This is a genomic window from Pseudomonas deceptionensis, from assembly GCF_900106095.1.
GTDB classification, from domain to species: domain Bacteria; phylum Pseudomonadota; class Gammaproteobacteria; order Pseudomonadales; family Pseudomonadaceae; genus Aquipseudomonas; species Aquipseudomonas deceptionensis.
The window spans coordinates 4,626,079-4,641,944 of the sequence record NZ_FNUD01000002.1 but is presented as its reverse complement, the minus strand read 5'-3'; the positions used below and the strand labels follow the sequence as shown (position 1 = coordinate 4,641,944).

At 60.2% G+C, this 15,866-nt stretch carries 18 protein-coding genes; 6 read left to right on the top strand and 12 right to left on the bottom strand.

Going from position 1 to position 15,866, the window contains the following annotated elements:
• Nucleotides 1-17: 17 nt before the first annotated feature.
• The 6 genes from BLW11_RS21475 to BLW11_RS21450 form a co-directional block, all read right to left on the bottom strand.
• Complete coding sequence (locus BLW11_RS21475; RefSeq protein ID WP_048359750.1) at nt 18-353, bottom strand: L-rhamnose mutarotase; 336 nt, start codon at nt 351-353, stop codon at nt 18-20.
• Nucleotides 350-1,126, bottom strand: a complete 777-nt coding sequence (locus tag BLW11_RS21470; protein ID WP_048359749.1) for an L-fucose dehydrogenase — start codon at nt 1,124-1,126, stop codon at nt 350-352. Before BLW11_RS21470 ends, BLW11_RS21475 begins: the two co-directional genes overlap by 4 nt.
• Nucleotides 1,123-1,962 (bottom strand): amidohydrolase family protein, encoded by an 840-nt coding sequence (locus tag BLW11_RS21465; RefSeq protein WP_048359748.1) that lies wholly within the window; start codon nt 1,960-1,962, stop codon nt 1,123-1,125. Before BLW11_RS21465 ends, BLW11_RS21470 begins: the two co-directional genes overlap by 4 nt.
• A gap of 5 nt (nt 1,963-1,967) precedes the next feature.
• On the bottom strand, nt 1,968-3,245 hold the full coding sequence (locus tag BLW11_RS21460) for an L-fuconate dehydratase (protein WP_048359747.1): 1,278 nt from the start codon (nt 3,243-3,245) through the stop codon (nt 1,968-1,970).
• A gap of 14 nt (nt 3,246-3,259) precedes the next feature.
• Nucleotides 3,260-4,108 carry a fumarylacetoacetate hydrolase family protein gene (locus tag BLW11_RS21455; protein ID WP_048359746.1) on the bottom strand — a complete coding sequence of 283 codons (849 nt, stop codon included), beginning with the start codon at nt 4,106-4,108 and terminating at the stop codon, nt 3,260-3,262.
• 166 nt (nt 4,109-4,274) lie between these two features.
• Complete coding sequence (locus BLW11_RS21450; protein WP_048359745.1) at nt 4,275-5,015, bottom strand: SDR family oxidoreductase; 741 nt, start codon at nt 5,013-5,015, stop codon at nt 4,275-4,277.
• Between the two features lie 255 nt (nt 5,016-5,270).
• On the opposite strand from BLW11_RS21450, the gene BLW11_RS21445 reads away from it, so the two are divergent.
• On the top strand, nt 5,271-6,032 hold the full coding sequence (locus BLW11_RS21445; RefSeq protein WP_048359744.1) for a FadR/GntR family transcriptional regulator: 762 nt from the start codon (nt 5,271-5,273) through the stop codon (nt 6,030-6,032).
• Between the two features lie 10 nt (nt 6,033-6,042).
• Here the strand turns inward: BLW11_RS21445 and BLW11_RS21440 are convergent, their stop codons facing one another.
• Both BLW11_RS21440 and BLW11_RS21435 read right to left on the bottom strand, forming a co-directional pair.
• Nucleotides 6,043-6,294, bottom strand: coding sequence for a hypothetical protein (locus tag BLW11_RS21440; RefSeq protein WP_048360181.1), 252 nt, complete (start codon nt 6,292-6,294; stop codon nt 6,043-6,045).
• Between the two features lie 102 nt (nt 6,295-6,396).
• Nucleotides 6,397-7,695, bottom strand: coding sequence for a histidine-type phosphatase (locus tag BLW11_RS21435; protein ID WP_048359743.1), 1,299 nt, complete (start codon nt 7,693-7,695; stop codon nt 6,397-6,399).
• A gap of 352 nt (nt 7,696-8,047) precedes the next feature.
• Between BLW11_RS21435 and BLW11_RS21430 the strand changes: the two genes are divergently transcribed.
• Together BLW11_RS21430 and BLW11_RS21425 are read left to right on the top strand one after the other, a co-directional pair.
• Complete coding sequence (locus BLW11_RS21430) at nt 8,048-9,289, top strand: glutamine synthetase family protein (RefSeq protein WP_162200693.1); 1,242 nt, start codon at nt 8,048-8,050, stop codon at nt 9,287-9,289.
• A gap of 65 nt (nt 9,290-9,354) precedes the next feature.
• Nucleotides 9,355-10,671 carry an MFS transporter gene (locus tag BLW11_RS21425; protein WP_048359741.1) on the top strand — a complete coding sequence of 439 codons (1,317 nt, stop codon included), beginning with the start codon at nt 9,355-9,357 and terminating at the stop codon, nt 10,669-10,671.
• Nucleotides 10,672-10,727: 56 nt separating this feature from the next.
• On the opposite strand, the gene BLW11_RS21420 is transcribed toward BLW11_RS21425, so the two are convergent.
• From BLW11_RS21420 to flgA, 4 genes are all read right to left on the bottom strand, one after another.
• A complete protein-coding gene (locus tag BLW11_RS21420) occupies nt 10,728-11,468 on the bottom strand; it encodes a flagellar brake protein (RefSeq protein ID WP_074836893.1) in 741 nt (246 codons plus the stop codon).
• A 94-nt stretch (nt 11,469-11,562) separates the two neighbouring features.
• A complete protein-coding gene (locus tag BLW11_RS21415) occupies nt 11,563-12,030 on the bottom strand; it encodes a flagella synthesis protein FlgN (protein WP_048359739.1) in 468 nt (155 codons plus the stop codon).
• Between the two features lie 49 nt (nt 12,031-12,079).
• Nucleotides 12,080-12,397 carry a flagellar biosynthesis anti-sigma factor FlgM gene (gene flgM, locus BLW11_RS21410; RefSeq protein WP_048359738.1) on the bottom strand — a complete coding sequence of 106 codons (318 nt, stop codon included), beginning with the start codon at nt 12,395-12,397 and terminating at the stop codon, nt 12,080-12,082.
• Between the two features lie 151 nt (nt 12,398-12,548).
• Nucleotides 12,549-13,319 (bottom strand): flagellar basal body P-ring formation chaperone FlgA, encoded by a 771-nt coding sequence (gene flgA / locus BLW11_RS21405; protein WP_048359737.1) that lies wholly within the window; start codon nt 13,317-13,319, stop codon nt 12,549-12,551.
• 77 nt (nt 13,320-13,396) lie between these two features.
• On the opposite strand from flgA, the gene BLW11_RS21400 reads away from it, so the two are divergent.
• The 3 genes from BLW11_RS21400 to flgB all read left to right on the top strand — a co-directional run bounded on the left by BLW11_RS21400 (nt 13,397) and on the right by flgB (nt 15,865).
• On the top strand, nt 13,397-14,359 hold the full coding sequence (locus BLW11_RS21400) for a chemotaxis protein CheV (RefSeq protein ID WP_048359736.1): 963 nt from the start codon (nt 13,397-13,399) through the stop codon (nt 14,357-14,359).
• A gap of 12 nt (nt 14,360-14,371) precedes the next feature.
• Nucleotides 14,372-15,199: a protein-glutamate O-methyltransferase CheR gene (gene cheR / locus BLW11_RS21395; protein ID WP_048359735.1), complete on the top strand. Its 828-nt coding sequence runs from the start codon at nt 14,372-14,374 to the stop codon at nt 15,197-15,199.
• A 258-nt stretch (nt 15,200-15,457) separates the two neighbouring features.
• Nucleotides 15,458-15,865, top strand: coding sequence for a flagellar basal body rod protein FlgB (flgB, locus tag BLW11_RS21390; RefSeq protein ID WP_048359734.1), 408 nt, complete (start codon nt 15,458-15,460; stop codon nt 15,863-15,865).
• Nucleotide 15,866: the final 1 nt, after the last annotated feature.

Here is a 15,866-nt window from a genome sequence, read left to right as displayed (position 1 = left end):
GGCTCGCTCCCACAGGGTTACGGCAACAGGCTGAATATCTGGCTCATCGACGCCCATTTTTCGCCGGGATGGGTCCAGGGCGTGGGCTGCTGAAAACGCCACATCAGCGTTTCCCATTCCTGCACCTTGGGGTCGCTGGCGCTGGCCCGCTCAAAGGCCTCGGCGCTGAAACCGGGGCCGGTGTCCATGACCATGAACAGCCGCGTACCCAGGCGCCAGATCTGCATGTCGAGCACGCCGTGCCCGCGCAGGTGTGCGCTGATCTGCGGCCAGATCTGTTGATGCAAACGCTCGTATTCGGCAATCAGCGCCGGGTCGTCTTTCAGGTCCAGGGCCAGGCACTGGCGGCTCATGTCAGTGCCCGGTCCAGGTGGGTGTAGCCGCCATCCACCACCAGCCATTGCCCGGTGGTGTGGGAGGCCCGCGACGACAACAGGAACAGCACGCTGTCGGCTATTTCTTCAGCCGTGGTCATGCGTTGGCCGAAGGGGATTTTTTCGACGATGCTCGCCAACTTGGCCTTGGGGTCGGCAAACGTGTCGATCCAGCGCTCGTACAGCGGGGTCATGACTTCTGCCGGGATCACCGCGTTAACCCGAATCCCGTCGCCCAGCAATGAGGTGGCCCATTCCCGGGTCAGCGACAGTTGCGCACCCTTGGCGGCGGTGTAGCCACTGGTGCCACCCTGGCCGGTGAGGGCGGTCTTGGAGCTGATATTGACGATGGAACCGCGCGTAGCCTTGAGCGCGTCCACGCACAAATGGGTCATCAGGTAGTAGTGGATCAGGTTCTTTTCCAGCGATTCGACAAAGGCCGAGCGCCCGGCCTCTAGCCCGACGCCATCGTTGACCCCGGCGTTATTGACCAGCCCGTCTATGCGCCCGAAACGTTGCACTACCTGGGCGACGGCGGCGCGGCAGGCGTCTTCGTCGCGCAGTTCAACCTGGATAAACAGGCTTTGCGAGCCGCGCTGATCCAGCTGCCGCGCCAGTTCATCCGACAGCGGGCTGTGACCGAAGATCACCGGGATCGCGCCTTCGTCGGCCAAGCCCAGGGAGATGGCCGCCCCGATGCCCGAGCCGCCGCCGGTGACGATAAAGACCTTGTCTTGCAGATACAGATTCATGGCATCACTCCCTCTATGTTGTAGACGCGGCACGCCGTACCCCCCCAAATGGCCGCGCTTTGCGACACGCTGTCGACCAGGGCGCAGGTGTGGGCGTATTCACCGGCCAGCAGGCACACCGGCCAGTCGGAGCCGAACATCAGGCGTTCAGGGCCAAACAGCTCCAGAGCGGTGTGCAGATAAGGCGTCAGTTGCGCACGGCTCCAGTTTTGCCAATGGGCCTCGGTCATCAGCCCTGACAGTTTGCAACTGACATGGGGCAGGGCGGCCAACGGCGCGAGCAGTTTGGCCCAGGCCTTTAAATCGTTGGCCTGTACATCGGGTTTGCCCAGGTGATCGAGCACCAGATGATGCTGATCGTGTTGTTGGCACAATGCCGTTGCCGCCCCCAGATCCGGGGCTTTGATCAGCACTTCATAGACCAGCCCCCGGCGCTGCAAGGTGGTTAGCCCCCGGTTGAATGCGGGGTTTTGCATAAACGCGGCAGGTGAGTTTTCGTCTTGCAGTTGATGCCGAAAACCACGCAATACCGGCGCTTGCGCCCAGCGCTCCAGCGACTGTTCAAGGTCGGCAGAACACAGGTCAACCCAGCCCACCACGGCACGAATCCACGGGTAGCGTTCAGCCAGTTGCAGCAGCTGATCGGTTTCGCTTTCACAGGCGCGGGCCTGCACGGCAATGCAGCCGTCCAGCCCGGCCGCATCCAGCAACGGCCGCAGATCATCAGGCTGAAAGTCCCGGCGCAAACCGTCCATGTTGCGAGCTATCCAGGGATAGCTCGCGGGGTCGTAGCGCCAGAAGTGCTGGTGTGCATCCAGCCGCATTGAGGGCGACATGGCATTCAGCCCCGATACCGGTATTGTTCGCGGGAGGCGGCTTTCATCTGGATCGAGAACCCCGGTGCCTGCGGTGGCATGTAGGCCGCATTGCGAATCACGCACGGGTCTTCAAAGTGCTCGTGCAGGTGGTCGACAAACTCCACCACCCGGCCTTCGTGAGTCCCGGCGATGCACAGATAGTCGATCATCGACAGGTGCTGCACGTACTCGCACAAGCCTACGCCACCCGCATGCGGGCACACCGGCAGGTTGTATTTGGCGGCCATCAGCATCACGGCCAGCACTTCATTGACCCCGCCCAGACGGCAGGCATCGATCTGCACCACATCAATGGCTTCACGCATGATCAGTTGCTTGAACACGATGCGGTTCTGGCACATCTCGCCTGTGGCGACTTTGACCGGAGCAACACCGAGGCGGATTTTACGATGGCCTTCGACGTCATCCGGGCTGGTGGGTTCTTCGATAAACCACGGGTTGGCGAACGACAGTTCACGCACCCAGTCGATGGCCGCGTCGACTTCCCAGACCTGGTTGGCGTCGATCATCAACTGGCGATCCGGGCCCAGCACTTCGCGGGCGATGCGCACACGGCGGATGTCGTCCTGCAGGTCGTGGCCGACTTTCAATTTAACGTGGGAGAAGCCCGCGTCGACCGCTTCCTGGCACAGCCGGCGCAGCTTTTCATCGGCATAGCCCAGCCACCCGGCGGAGGTGGTGTAGCAGGGGTAGCCGTCGGCTTCGAGCAGCGCCAGGCGCTCGGCCTTGCCGTGGGCGCGTTCGCGCAGCAGGGTCAGGGCTTGTGCCGGGGTGATGCAGTCAGTGATGTAGCGAAAATCAATGCAGCGCACCAGTTCTTCGGGGCTCATGTCGGCCACCAGGCGCCACACCGGCTTGCCTTCTGCCTTGGCCCACAGGTCCCAGGCGGCGTTGACCACCGCGCCGGTCGCCAAGTGAATCGCGCCCTTGTCCGGGCCGATCCAGCGCAGCTGGCTGTCGCTGGTCACGTGGCGCCAGAAGCGGCCCATGTCTTCGGCGATCCACTCCAGCTTCAAGCCCACCAGCAGGCTGGCCAGGGCCTTGATCGAGGCGCAACAAATCTCGTTGCCGCGACCGATGGTGAAGGTCAGACCGTGGCCTTCCAGGCCCGGTGTGTCGGTTTCGAGAATGACGTAGGCCGCGGAGTAGTCAGGGTCCGGGTTCATCGCATCCGAGCCATCGAGGGACTGCGAGGTGGGGAAGCGAATGTCTTCAACGCGCACGGCGGTAATGGTGGTCATGGTTCAGCTCCCTGTCAGTCGGCATTCACAGTGCGTTGGTTTTGTTCGCCCAGCCCGCTGATACCCAGGCGGATATGCTGGCCGGCACGCAGGTACACGGGTTCGGGCTTGATGCCCAGACCGACGCCGGGCGGGGTGCCGGTGGAGATCACATCCCCCGATTGCAGGCTCATGAACTGGCTGAGGTAGCTGATGATTTTCGGGATCTGGAAAATCATCGTTCGCGTGTTGCCGTTCTGGTAGCGGTGGCCGTCCACTTCCAGCCACAGGTCGAGCTGGTGCGGGTCGGCGATTTCATCCCGGGTTACCAGCCACGGGCCAAGGGGGCCGAAGGTGTCGCAGCCTTTGCCCTTGTCCCAGGTACCGCCCAGTTCCAGCTGGAACTCGCGCTCGGACACGTCGTTGATCACGCAATAACCGGCCACGTGCTCCAGGGCATCGCTTTCGCTGATGTAGCGCCCGCCCTTGCCGATGACCACGCCCAGTTCAACTTCCCAGTCGGTTTTGCGCGAGTTGCGCGGGATCTCGATAGTGTCGTCGGGGCCGACAATGGCGCTGGTCCACTTGCTGAACACCACCGGCTCTGCCGGGATCGCGGCGCCGGTTTCGGCGGCGTGGTCGGCGTAGTTCAGGCCGATGCAGATAAATTTGCCCACCTGGCCGACACAGGCGCCGATGCGTGGCGAGCCTTCAACCTTCGGCAGGGTGCTGGGGTCGATAGCTTGCAGGCGGGCAATGCCTTGCGGGCTCAAGGTTTCGCCTGCGATATCAGCCACCACTGCGGACAAGTCGCGCAGTTGACCGTTGTTATCGAGCAGGGCGGGACGTTCCTGGCCTTTGTCGCCGTAGCGCAGCAGTTTCATATGACTTCCTTGGTTAATAGGTCATTCAGGTGATCTTTGTAGCCGCTGCCGAAGGCTGCGATAAGGTCCGCAGGACCTTCGCGTTCTATTCAAAAGCAGCGCTGCTGCGTCGAGTGGCGCACCAAACCCATCGCAGCCTGCAGCAGCGGCTACACAGGCATGAGGGCTAGTTGCTCCAGCCGCCATCAATGATTTGCGCGGTGCCAGTGGTAAAGCCGCTGGCACTCGACCCCAGGTACAGCGCCAGCTGGGCGATCTCTTCGGCGGTACCGATGCGGCCCATGGGCTGGCGCGCGGCAAAGGCGGCGTACACCTCGTCCGTACTGCGGCCTTCGCGCAGGGCTTGTTCGCTGATGCGCTGGCGCAGGGAAGGGGAGTCGACGGTGCCGGGGCAGATGGCGTTGCAGCGGATGTTCTGGCTGACGAAATCAGCCGCCACGGAACGGGTCAGGCCAATCACCGCGCCTTTGCTGGCGCAGTAGGCAAAGCGGTTGGGCACGCCTTTGACGCTGGAGGCCACCGACGCCATGTTGATGATCGAACCGCCGCCGTTGCTCAGCATGGCGGGCAAGAAAGCGCGGATCATGCGGTACATGGCCGTTACGTTGAGGTCCAGGGCGAAGCTGAAATCCTGTTCGCTGCACTCCAGGATGTTGCCGCTGTGCACCACGCCGGCGCAGTTAAACAACACATCGAGCGGGCCAAGTTCATTGGCCAGGCGCTCAATGGCAGCGGCGTCGGTGACGTCTAGAAGAATTTTTTGCGCACCTTCGAGGGTCTCGAGGGCGGCGGCATTGATGTCGGCGGCGAATACTTCTGCGCCAGCGGCGAGGTAGGCCTGGACACTGGCCAAGCCAATGCCCTGTGCGGCTGCAGTGATCAGCACGCGTTTGCCGGAAAGATCCATGGGTGCTCCGTGACGCTGTCGATTGTTTTTATTGTTTGACCTGCTTTACTTCGGCCTAATGGTCAGGCCATTGCAGGCGTAGCAAATGGCAAAACGACGCAAGTGTCGGGATAAGGTTTGCTATGATCGCTTTACGTTATCCGTCCAATGGTCAGGCCATTGGGCCTTTTGTAGCATGCACCTCAAGCATCAACAAGCGTCTTTTTTCCGCAAACGTGCTTGTCGACAGCTGTCCACACCAGAGCCAATTTCACAATGCCATTTCAAGTTATTGATAACCAAAGGCTTTATCGGCAGATCGCCGATCAGCTACGCGCGTTGATCGACAGCGGTGAATTCCCGCCGGGCAGCCGTTTACCCGCCGAACGCGAACTGGCCAAGTTGCTGGGCGTGAGTCGTGCCTCGGTGCGCGAGGCGATGATTGCGCTGGAGGTCATAGGTTTGGTGGATGTGCGCGTCGGTAACGGGGTGTTGGTCTGTGAGCCGCCGGTGCAAGCGGTGTCGGATGAGCCGGTGATGGCTCAGGTCACGCGCAATCAGTGGAAAGAGCTGGACCCGGAGCTGGGGATCGAGGTGGATTTCAGCGCTGAAATCCCGCCGTTCGCGTTACTCCAGGCCCGGCGCCTCATCGAGCCCGAGGCCGCAGCGTTGGCGGCAGTGAATGCCAGCGACGAAGAACTGGCGGGCATCCGCGAAGCGTTCGAGCGTAACGTGCAGGACAACCGCGACGACTCACACACTCATCCCGGTGACCGTCTGTTCCATATCCGCATCGCCCAGGCCTCGGACAATCCGGCCTACGCGCTGATGATTCAGCATCTGTTGGGCCATCGTTACGGCAGCATGTTCCAGCGCCTGCAAAGCCATTACGGCTCGGGCGACATGCCCCATCGCTCGGAAGACGAACACCGGCGTGTGCTGCACGCGCTGGAGCAACACGACCCCGACGCTGCGCGTCAGGCGATGGCCGAGCATCTGGATGAAGTGATCCGTATTTTCAGCCGCAGCGCCCAGTAAGCAGCGGCGATTACAGCCACGATTCGGTAATGCGCCGGTCCAGCTCTTCCAGGTCCGCCATGCCCAGCACGCGGGTGGTGTTCAGCCCGCGCAGGTAGCCGCGCAGCTGTTGCGCGGTGGCGTGCTGTGTGGCCAGCGGTTGTTGCCCGTCGTGCAGCACATCGGCATAGAGGGGCAGGTAGTCGGCTACCCGGTCGCGGTACTCGGGCAAGACGGCATCGAGAATCAGGTCGAACGTTCGCAGTTTTTGATTGGTATTCAAGAGGCACCCTTTGTGAGATGACGGGCTGTTGTTTTGGTTACCAGCCGTTTCAATGTATCTCACGCAGGAGCTGGCAGGCCAGCTCCTTCAGGGGTGGGCGGGTTACTGGAAGGTGTAAGGCGTCAGCGCCGTCGGGTCGATATTCTGATCGACTTTGACCATCGCTTCCTTGAGCGGGCAGAGCAGACCTACGCTGGTTTTACGGCAGTTCTTGGCGCTTTCGAAATCACCCTTGAGCGGTTTTTGTGTGTCGTCCAGTGGGGTCAGGTTGCGGATCTGGTCCATCGACTGCGCTTCAAAGGCGATGCGCAAAAAGTAATCGCCGGTTTTGACTTCCTTGTAGCGCTCAAACTGCAACGTCCCGACTGGCGGGATGTTGTTTTCCAGATAGTCCCCCAGTTTCCAGCCGAAACCGAGCATGGTGCGCAGGTAAGAAATGTTGGTGTCGTGGGCCACCAGCAGCATTAACGGCACATCGGGCGGTGTGTTTTCGGCCGTGGTGCTGGCCAGTGAAGTGCCTTGCTTGAGTTCCAGCGAGATCTGGTTCATCAATTCGGAGGCGCCACGGCTGGCGATATAGGGGATGTCGTTGAGGAAATCGTATTTGGCCTTGGTCAGCAGCATCAGGCTCGATACCTGGCTGGCGGTGCGGGCGTGGCCGAACGCGACTTTATCGAGTGGCAACCCCTGGCTGTATTCCAGACGGAACACCTCACCCATATTGGCGCCTGCGCTCAGGCCCTTGATGGAGAAGCGGCCCTTGGCGTTTTGCTCCAGTTTCCACTCCTGTTTGCCATACGGGCAATCGGCGGCGGGCAGGCAGGCGACCTCCCGCAGTCTTTCTTCATAGGGTGCGTAGCGCGCCTGTGCAGCTTCGACGCTGCCGCCCAGGGCCTTGAGAATCTGGGCCTTGGCTTTTACCGGGTCCAGGGCGGCAAAGGGCATTTCATTGGCCTGGAACAGGGCGTCCTGCTTGCCGGCGACATAGGTCGGCTGCAAGCCACAGCCCGGGAACATGCCGTCGAGCAAGGCCTGGGCAGTGGCTTTGGTGCGTTGCAGGGGGCTGGCATGGACCAGCAGCTTTTCAGCGTCCGGGCAGCCCTGGGGGATCAGCCCGGCGGTGCGTAACACCTGGCCACGGTAGCGGCCCATTTCGACGGCGCCGGTGTAGCCGTGGCCGGTCAGATTGCCCAAGGGCACCAGCCAGGTCGGCCATTGACGCTGGGTCACGGAGGTCAGCAGTTTTTCGTTGGACTCGGTGGGCGGGCGCACCCCGTGACGGCTGACTTGCACAACTTTATCCAGCACGTAGCCATCGCTGCCGGGTGTCTGGGCAAAGACGGTGGGGCTGATCATGCTGGCCAGCAGCAGACCGGCGTACAGAGGGGGCGACGTCTTCATCGGTTTTCCTTTTGGTCTTCCTGACACGGTGGGGCGCAGTGTAGTCGCTGAGGAGCGTAGCGAGACTGCGACAAGGGCCCCGGGACCTTCGGTTTTGCGGTCGCTGCGCAGCCCGTCGCAGACTCTCGGCGCTCTTCAGCGGCTACAGGTTGTGGTTTTTTGTGAAGTACACCGCTTGAAATCCCGAACAGGTGATGCGTACTTTGTACACTTTGCCGCTCGCGGCCTGCATCACAACAAGGAAAGCGTCATGACGACCGATGGCCAGGGCTCACTCGTACAGCGATTGATAGGCATTGATGAGATTGAGTGCGTGACCCCCGATTTGAATGGCGTGCCCCGTGGCAAGGTGATGACCGCTGAGGGGTTTCTCGAAGGGCGACGCTTGCAGATGGCCCGTGGCGTGCTGCTGCAATGCATCATGGGCGGTTACCCTGAAGCGCGTTTTTACGGCAGCGATGACGGCGACCTGGCACTGGTGCCAGACCCTGCGCAGATCCATCGTCTGCCCTGGAGCCCGCAGCCCCGGGCATTGGCCATTTGCGATGCGGATGAACTGACCGGCGAAAGCTCGCGCCTGTCGACCCGCGGCCAGTTGAAGGCCGTGATCGCCCGCTATGCGGCACGCGGCCTTGCGCCGGTGGTGGCCACCGAGCTTGAGTTCTTTGTGTTTGCGCCCAACACCGACCCGACTCAGCCATTCCGCCCGCCGGTGGGCCTGGACGGTCGTCGTGAAGACGGTTTTTCGGCGTTCAGTATCAGTTCCAATAACGGTCTGCGGCCGTTCTTCAGTGAAGTCTACGAGTGCATGGCCGCGCTGGGCCTGCCACGCGACACCTTTATGCACGAGATGGGCGTCAGCCAGTTCGAGATCAACCTGCTGCACGGTGATCCGCTGCTGCTCGCCGACCAGACGTTTTTGTTTAAGCATCTGCTCAAGGAAGTCGCCCTCAAACATGGACTGACTGTGGTGTGCATGGCCAAGCCGTTGGCGCACACTGCTGGCAGCTCGATGCATATTCACCAGAGCGTGGTCGAGCTGGGCAGCGGGCGTAACGTGTTCAGCGATGAGGCGGGGCAGCCGACGGCAATTTTTCGCCACTTTATCGGCGGGCAGCAGGCAGGCATGGCTGACTTCACCGCGCTGTTTGCGCCGAACGTCAACTCCTACCAGCGGCTGTGCCACCCGTACGCGTCGCCTAACAATGCGTGCTGGTCCCATGACAACCGTGCCGCCGGCCTGCGGATTCCGGCCAGTTCGCCGGTGGCGCGACGGGTCGAAAACCGCTTGCCGGGGGCTGACGCCAACCCGTATCTGGCGATTGCCGCCAGCCTTGCAGCCGGGTTGCATGGTATCGAGCATGAGCTGGAACCGACTGCCGCCATCCAGGGCGAGTTTGAAGTGCCCAAGGCATTGTCATTGCCTTGTACCTTGCATGCCGCCCTTGAGCGTCTCAAGCACAGTCAGTTGGCGATTGAACTGTTCGGCAAGGAGTTCATCGAAGGTTACGTTGCGTCCAAGACCCTGGAGCTGACCAGTTTTCTTGATGAAATCACTCCCTGGGAGCGTCGTGTATTGGCGTCTCAGGCTTAACTGTATAAATCTGTGGTGCCGGGCCTATTCCCGGTTGCAGACACAAGGAGCCGCACGGGAAGCCAATGCACCAAATCTGGAAGTCTTTTCGAGCGTTGTACTTTGCCTCGCTGATGATGTTGATCGGCTCCGGCCTCTTGAGTACTTATCTGGCGCTGCGCCTGGCGGCCGACAATGTCGACGGCTTGTGGATCGGCGCCTTGATGGCGGCCAACTACTTTGGCCTGGTGCTGGGCGGCAAGATCGGCCACCGGCTGATTGCCCGGGTCGGGCATATCCGTGCGTACGCTACCTGTGCGGGCATCGTCGGTGCGGCGGTGCTGTGTCACGGCCTGACCGACTGGCTGCCCATGTGGCTGCTGCTGCGGGTGATTGTCGGCCTGGGCATGATGTGCCAGTACATGGTCATCGAAAGCTGGCTCAACGAGCAGGCGGATGCCAAGCAGCGTGGCGTGGTGTTCAGCCTGTACATGATTGCGTCCTACTTGGGGCTGGTGCTCGGGCAATTGATCCTGGCGATCCATCCCGCCCTGGGGCTCGAGTTGCTGATGGTCGTGGCGTTGTGTTTTGCCCTGTGCCTGGTCCCCGTGGCCATGACCCGGCGTATTCACCCGGCGCCCCTTCATCCCGCGCCGATGGACCCCAAATTCTTCATCAAGCGGGTGCCGCAGTCGTTGATCGCGGTGATGGGGGCGGGCTTGCTGGTGGGTTCGTTCTACGGTCTGGCGCCGCTCTATGCGTCGCAACAAGGCCTGTCGACCGAACTGGTCGGTCTGTACATGGGTAGCTGTATTTTTGCCGGTCTGGTGGCGCAATGGCCGCTGGGCTGGTTGTCCGACCGTTATGATCGGCCGCTACTGATCAGGATCTTCGCCTTTATTCTGGCGGTGGTTTCCTTGCCGCTGGCGATCTTGCCCTCGGTACCGATGGAGGTGCTGTTTGCCGCAGGCTGCCTCAGCGCGCTGGTTCAATTTTGCATCTACCCGCTGGCCGTGGCGTTTGCCAATGACCATATCGAGGGTGAGCGCCGGGTGTCGCTGACCGCCATGTTGCTGGTGACCTATGGCATTGGCGCCAGCATCGGGCCGCTAGTGACCGGGGTGTTGATGAAATTCTTCGGGAGCCAGATGCTCTACGCGTTTTTCAGCGTGGCCGGTTTGATCCTGGTCTGGCGGATTCGCCCGAATGCGGTGACCAATCTGCACCAGGTCGACGATGCGCCGCTGCATCACGTGGCCATGCCTGACAGCATGTCCAGCTCACCGCTGGTGGCCGCCCTTGACCCAAGGGTGGATGAGCAGGTGGTGCAGGATCAGATGGTGGATAACATTGAACCTGCGCCTGAAACCGAGCCGCAAGACCCACCCCAGCCCGCGCCCTGAGGGAGATGCTTTTACTTTTAGTCCCTTCTCCCCCCGGGAGAAGGGACTTTTGACTTTCAGTAATCGTCGTCCTTGTCGAACTGGCGCGCCTCGCGCTGCAGTTGATACACAAAGCGTTCGACCTGGCGCTGCACGCTACCGCTGATGTTGTGAAAGCGCAGACCGGCGAAGGTGATGTTGAGGCGCTCTTCAAAATGCAGATAACGCAATTCGACGGGGGTGGTCATCTGGCCGAAGGGCAGGGCGGCGCTGAAGCGCTCATACACCTGGCCCAGTTGCAGGTTTTCGCCGATATCCCCTTCAAAACGCAACTTGCAGCCAGTGGCGGACACGTCCAGCAACTTGCCCTTGACCGGCGTCTTGAGCTTTTCTCCGGCCACTTGCACATCAATCAGATGCGACAGTTTCAGGGCCGCGCGAAACGCGCTCCGGCGCTGGTGATAAACCACTTCGCGGGGTAACGCGCCGCGATAGCAGCGATGGTCATGGGTGTCGTCGATGCTCAATTGCGTGGTGCATTCCCAGGCGATGCGCACGCCTTCGTGGAAACCCTCAACCCGAAACGGTATTCCGGCCTCCAGAAAACGCTCACCTCCACGGGGGATCATTTCGTCCAGGGCCAGGGTGTTGTTCTCACGGTTCACATCAACCACATAGCTCTGGAAGCGCTGGGTGCGGTCCTGGAAAGTGATGATCAGCGGGTCATGGCTCTCTTGCAGCATCCGCAAGTTGGAGGCAATTTCCATTGGCGTGGTAAGTACCTTTGGCGGCTGCGGAGCATCTGGGGCGTCGAACACGTTTGATCAATCTCCGGACAAAATACTGCAACACGCAAAAGAGGCATTCTGCCATCATGTTGTGTGTATCGCTAGACAGTGTGATCTCTCAGGGTCAGGCCTGGCTGTAAGCGCGGTGCCTGTTGAGCATCGAGGTGGTACCGCGTGCGTCATACAGCGACGGGGCTTCGCCGCCGTGAAGAATACGCAGCTGGTTGGCCGTGATCGACTGTTGGGTCTGGATCGATTGGCCGTTGAGCAGGTTGGCGGCCTGGCACCGGGCCAGCAACTGGTTCAGCACATCGCTTTGGCTGAGCAGCTGAGCGCCCACGCTTGAATGGCTGGCAAGGCTTTCTAGGCCGCTGCGGTTGGTGGTCAGGCCGAGGCCTGCCAGAATCTCGCTGCGTTTGCGGCCATGTTGCTCAAGCAGAATGATCAACGAATGCTTGCGTGCCAGGATGTTCTCCAGCACTTGCATGTCGCGGCCTTTAAGGGCGATGGACTCGTCCTGCAACAGGCCGAGCAGTTGCTCGGCGGGGGCGAGGTCATCATTGATCAGTTGCAGTAAATTTTCGTCGTGCATAGTCGGCTCTGGGAGTTAAGCGTCCATAAGCCTGCACCGGCCGTGGGGCCTAGCGCTGGGCTTCCATGTTAAGCAGTTTGCCGGCGACCCGGTTGCTGTCGACTTTGTAGCTGCCATCGGCAATGGCCTGTTTGAGCTCGGCCACACGGTTTTTGTCGACCGCGGGTTGGTCACGCAACGAGTCGCTGATTTTCTGCAACTGCTGAGCCTCTTGGCTGAGGTGTACAGATTCCCCGCTCGGAGCGCTGGCGACGGTTTGCTCAGGGGTTTTTGCAGGGGCCGCTTGCGTGGCGCTGCCTGCTTCCTGACTGCGCGTACTGCCGGTCAAGGGCGGTGCGCTGTTGAGACGACTGAAGTCGATGACCATTACGGAAAACCTCGGGGTATTTGGACGCTTGCCATGTTTTCGGCCATACCCGGAAAAACTTTAGGCTCGATTAATCATAGCTTCACACAGAACTGTACTGATCTGCGTCAAACCACAGTGTAGGAAAGTCGTGAGACTGATGCCAACTTTCCTACAGTGCCACTTCAACTTGCCCGGGTGCAGTCACTCGCGCACGGATCACGCGCTTGGAATTCAGGTTTTTCACCCGGATCTGCTCGCTAAGGCCGCCGTCTGACAGCGCTTCGCCGGGCATTTTGACACTTAATGTGCCGCTGCGGGCGCTGATAACCACATGGTCGCCCTTGCGCACGGCAGCCGCCTGCTCCAGATGTGTGAGTGTCAGCACTTGATCGGTCACCATGGGGCGCAGCAGTTTTTGCCCGACGGCCAGTTCGGTCGCGGTCAAGTACCCCTGGTTGATCAGGCTGATATCCCGCTCGCGCAGGCTGACATCGGGGTAGTCGATCACCATGCCGCGCTTGAGCGGATGGGTCACGGTGACGACATTGCGGAACAGTTTGACCTGGGCCGGAACGAAGATGGTCCACGGTGAGAGCCCTTCGCAACGGATGCGAACGATGACCCGGCCCATGGGTTGTGCCGGGCTTTCGAGGGTGGCTGTCAATTCCTTGTCGCAATGGGCCAGGCGCAGGCGCGGGTCCAGATTGTTGACCTGGATCTGATATCGCCCCTCGGTCTGGCTGGTGGCCAGGTAGTCTTCGACGGTGAATTCAAGAAAGCCCTGGGTCACGCCGATAAGCTGGTCAGGCGATGTAAACGCGTCAGCATGGCTATAGGTGCTCAGGCCCGTCAGGCCGCCGACCGCCAGGATGCTCAGGCAGCAGCGGCGCAAGGTCTGGCGAAAAAGCCGGTGGCAGGAATTTGTCGTTTTTGCATTCATGGCCGATAAAAAAGCAAGCCCCGTGCCGTTTACCGGGTAATGCGTGTCGAAACTTAAAGTTTTAAGAGGAGCTGAGTATGGCTGGGGTGATGGATGCGGTTAACCAGCGCACTCAACTGGTCGGGCAAAACCGCCTGGAGCTGTTGTTGTTTCGCCTGGATGGGCCACAGCTTTACGGGATCAATGTGTTCAAGGTCAGGGAAGTGCTGCAATGCCCGAAACTGACCATGATCCCCAAGTCCCATCCTGTGGTGTGCGGTGTGGCGAGCATTCGCGGCGCGACCATCCCGATTCTTGACCTGGCGATGGCCACGGGGGCGGGGGCCTTGAAAGATCAGAGCAACCCGTTTGTGATCATCACGGAGTACAACACCAAGACCCAGGGCTTTCTGGTGCGCTCGGTCGAACGTATCGTCAACATGAACTGGGAAGATATTCATCCGCCACCCAAGGGGACCGGCCACGACCATTACCTGACGGCCGTGACCCGGATGGACGACCAACTGGTCGAAATCATCGATGTTGAAAAGGTGCTGGCGGAAGTGTCGCCATCACCTGAAACCATCAGCCATGGCGTGGTGGATGTCGAAACCCGAAGCAAGGCACTGTCATTGCGGGTGCTGACCGTCGACGATTCGTCGGTGGCGCGCAAACAGGTTGCCCGTTGCCTGCAAAGCGTGGGCGTTGAAGTGGTGTCGTTGAACGACGGCCGTCAGGCGCTGGATTACCTGCGCAAGCTGGTGGAGGAGGGCAAGAACCCGTCTGAAGAGTTTCTGATGATGATCTCGGACATCGAGATGCCGGAAATGGACGGCTACACCCTGACCGCTGAAATCCGTAACGACCCACGGATGCAAAATCTGCACATCATTCTGCATACTTCGTTGTCCGGGGTATTCAACCAGGCGATGGTCAAAAAGGTCGGTGCCGATGACTTTTTGGCCAAATTCCGGCCTGATGACCTGGCATCCCGGGTAGTTGACCGGATCAAAGCAGCAGACCACAGTCAGGGCCAACCCCTGGCGGTCAAAACGATTTAAGAGGCAGGACATTTGTCGACGGCTAATTTGGATTTTGAACAGTTCCGGGTTTTCCTGGAAAAAGCCTGTGGCATTTTGCTGGGTGAAAACAAGCAGTACCTCGTCTCCAGCCGGCTCAACAAGCTGATGGAGCAGCAAGGGATCAAGTCCTTGGGCGAGCTGATTCAGCGTATCCAGAGCCAGCCGCGCAGCGGGCTGCGCGAACTGGTGGTCGATGCCATGACCACCAACGAAACCCTGTGGTTTCGCGACACCTACCCCTTTGAAGTATTGAAGAACAAGGTGCTGCCCGAGCAAATCAAGGCCAGTGCGGGTCAGCGTTTGCGCATCTGGTCGGCGGCCTGTTCTTCGGGGCAGGAGCCGTACTCGTTGTCGATGGCCATTGACGAGTTTGAGCGCAGCAACCTTGGGCAGTTGAAAGCGGGGGTGCAGATTTTTGCCACCGACCTGTCGGCCCAGATGCTCAATACCTGCAAAACCGGCGAGTACGACAACCTTGCGATTGGCCGGGGCCTTTCGCCAGAACGCTTGCAGCGCTATTTCGACCCCAAGGGGCCGGGGCGCTGGGTGCTCAAGACGCCGATCAAAAATCGGGTCGAGTTCCGCTCCTTCAATCTGCTGGACAGTTACGCAGGGTTTGGCAAATTCGACATCGTGTTCTGCCGCAACGTGTTGATCTACTTCTCGGCAGAAGTGAAGAAAGACATTTTGCTGCGTATCCACAGCACCTTGAAACCGGGCGGGTATTTGTTTTTGGGTGCCTCCGAGGCGCTCAACGGCTTGCCGGATCACTACCAGATGGTCCAGTGCAGCCCGGGCATCATCTACCAGGCCAAGTAACCTTCGTGGGAGCGAGCCTGTTCGCGAACGACCTTCTCGAGCAGGCTCGCTCCCGCCGGTTTTGCGTTGTCCGATAAAAAGCGGCAGAAAAGCGGCAGTCAGCGGTCAACCGTTGCCGCTTTTCTGGCATTGCCGCCTCCCATGCCCTTCCCAAAGCCTTGAAATACGGCTCTGTGCCAACTGGCACGGGGTTTGCTCTGTTCATGTCATGTAAAACCTGAATCACGTCCTCAGGTCAGCCCACAAAGGTTTTTCGACATGAGCATCAGCTTCGATAAAGCGCTTGGTATCCATGAACAGGCACTGGGCTTTCGCGCCCAGCGCGCTGAAGTACTGGCCAACAACATCGCCAACGCCGATACCCCGAACTACAAGGCCCGGGATCTGGATTTTGCTTCTGTGCTCGCTGCGCAGAACGACAAAAATCAGAACGGCACGTTTGCGCTGAACAAGACCAACACCCGCCATATCGAAGCCCAGGGCCAGAGCAGTGGCGACGAGTCGCTGCTGTACCGCACGCCGATGCAGCCGTCGATCGACCAGAACACCGTGGACGCCCAGCTGGAACAATCGAACTACGCAGAGAATGCGGTCAACTTCCAGGCCAGCTTCACCCTGCTCAACAGCAAATTCAAAGGGCTGATGTCGGCCCTGCGCGGGGAGTAAT